General features: G+C 74.2%; 2 protein-coding genes. One reads left to right on the top strand and one right to left on the bottom strand.

Translation table 11 applies throughout. From position 1 onward, the window contains the following. The first annotated feature begins 330 nt into the window (after positions 1-330). On the top strand, positions 331-1413 hold the full coding sequence (locus tag ACFQ87_RS45580; protein WP_380616942.1) for an alpha/beta fold hydrolase: 1083 nt from the start codon (positions 331-333) through the stop codon (positions 1411-1413). 43 nt (positions 1414-1456) lie between these two features. On the opposite strand, the gene ACFQ87_RS45575 is transcribed toward ACFQ87_RS45580, so the two are convergent. Next, positions 1457-2174: NAD(P)/FAD-dependent oxidoreductase (locus ACFQ87_RS45575; RefSeq protein ID WP_380616941.1), on the bottom strand; the 718-nt coding region annotated here is incomplete at its 5' end.

Below are 2174 nucleotides of genomic sequence, written 5' to 3'. Positions count from 1 at the left end.
TTCCAGGCCGTCGTCGAGGCGGCCAACCGCCTCAGCGAGGCCCTGCGCCAGTCCTGACCGGCTCGTCGTCCCCGGCGCTCACCGCCCCGCTCAGGCCGCTCACGGTGACCTCCCGGGTCCTCAAAGTGCTTGGAAGGAAGCGGAATTCGCCGGGGCTGCACCCTTGAGCCGTCCGTCCCGCCGGGGCCGGGTCGGGCCCGGGTGTCGATGACCCAGGGTCCTTGGGCGTACGCGGTGCGTTCTTGAGTGGTTGTGGGGTGAGGGCACGGGCAGACGGGGAAGAACATGGAAAGGGGTCAGCTGTCGGATGTTGCTGTCGCGGAGGACACGATGCGTCCGGACGGACGGGTGGCGAACTCCCTGCTCGCGCTGCTGAGCCGGGACTGGGCGGGAGTGCCGGTCGCGCTGGTGACGGCAGGGGTGGGCGGCGTCCTTGTGGCGCTCGGCACGACCTGGACGGTGGCGCTCGGTGTGTTGGTCGTGGCTGTCGGTGCGGCGCTGCTGGTCGGGGCCGTGCGGCACCTGGTGCTGGTGGCCCGGGAGACGCGGGCGCGGCCGGCGCCGGGGGCGTTGGTCGAGGTGGGCGGCTACCGGATGCACGTCCTGGGCGAGGGGGAGCCGGCGGCCGGGCCGACGGTGGTGTGGATGCCGGGGGGACACGCGCCCGGTGAGGACTTCGGAGAGCTGCACACGATGCTGGCGGCCAGGACCCGCTCGGTGCTGGTCGACCGGTTCGGCACGGGCTGGAGCGATACCGGGCCCTTCCCCCGGACGACGGCCGTTGAGGCGGAGGAGCTGCTGACGGCGCTGGAGGCGGCAGGGGAGCGGGCCCCGTTCGTGTTCGTCGGCCACTCCTTCGGCGGGCTGCTGGTCGCGAACGTGGCCCGGCGGCGGCCGGACCTGACGGCCGGGCTGGTGCTGCTGGACCCGACGCCGCTGGAGGTCATCGCCTTCGCGCCGGCCAACGGGCTGGTCGCGGGGATGCGCCGGTGCTTCCTGCTGGCTGCGGTGCGGCATCTCTTCGGTGCTTACCGTGGCCGGCGCGGTCGGACGGGGCAGAACTGCGCCGCCGCGTCGATCTTCAGCGAGCTCTCGCCGTCCGGCCTGGCCGGTGCGGGCTGGGAGACCGTGGTGTACGACGGGGATCTCGCCGACCTGCCGCTGGTCCTGGTGATACCGCGGGATCTCATCGGCGGTGAGCCGGTGCTGGCCGGCGCCCGGGACGCGGTCGAGGCCGAGCGGATCCGGCGGTTCTACCTCCGCACCCGGGTCCGGTACCTGGCGGCGTCGTCGGCGTCCCGGTTGGTGTACACGCCGGAGGGGACCGGTCACGATTTCCCGCACGAGGCGCCCGAGTTCGTGGTCGGCGTGGTCGCGGACCTGGTGCGGGAGCTGCGGGTGACCACCCCGTGACCGTCCGCCGATCAGCGGAGACCACCCCATTGCCGTCCGTTGGTCACCCCGTGACCGTCCGCGCGGAGCCGGCCCGGACGGGGCGGCGGCGCGAGAACGAGCCCAGGTCCACGACGTTGCCGGTGTGTTCGCAGCGGTAACGGACCGGATCGCCGTCGTGGTCGTGGCCGGCCTCGACCAGGTCGATCAGGGTCGCGAGGTAGCGGCCCACCAGCGGGGCGTTCTTGAACTGGTTGCCGCTGGTGCCCATGGCCACGTAGTAGCCGTCGAGGGCGGTGCGGTCGTAGATCGGCGTCCAGTCGTCGGCCACGTCGTACACGCCCGCGACCCCGAGCGGCCGGTTGGGGACGCCGATCGCCGGGAAGCGGCGCGCGGCCCGGGTCACCTGCGTCCGGAACCGGCTGGCGGTGGGACGCGGGTCGGCCCGGTCCGGGTCGTCGATCCACTCGGGCGGGTCGCAGTCCGGCTCGGTGCCGCCGATCAGGAGGTGCCCGCCGGGTGCCGCGCGCAGGTAGGTGCCGAGGTCCAGGTCGGCGACGACGGGGACGGGGCCGGTGGCGTGCCCGCCCGGTGCGGCGACCTGGTGGACCTCCTCGCGCAGCGGGCGCACGCCGATGGTGAAGTCGTCGCCGACGCCCGCAAGCCGGTTGAGGCCGCCCGACCACGGGCCGGCCGCGTTGACGACGACCGGCGCGGCGATCCGCGTCCCCTCGGCCAGGCGGATGCCCGTCACCCGGTCCGCGTGCCGGTCGACGGCCACC

This window comes from Kitasatospora sp. NPDC056531 (genome assembly GCF_042794375.1).
In the GTDB taxonomy this organism is placed as follows: Bacteria; Actinomycetota; Actinomycetes; order Streptomycetales; family Streptomycetaceae; genus Kitasatospora.
The sequence above is the reverse complement of the archived record's forward strand: the minus strand, read 5'-3'. Positions and strand labels throughout refer to the sequence as shown.

Excerpts from the sequence above, each read along its gene's own strand:
- ACFQ87_RS45580 (WP_380616942.1), top strand. The coding sequence starts at position 331 with ATGCGTCCGGACGGACGGGTGGCGAACTCCCTGCTCGCGCTGCTGAGC.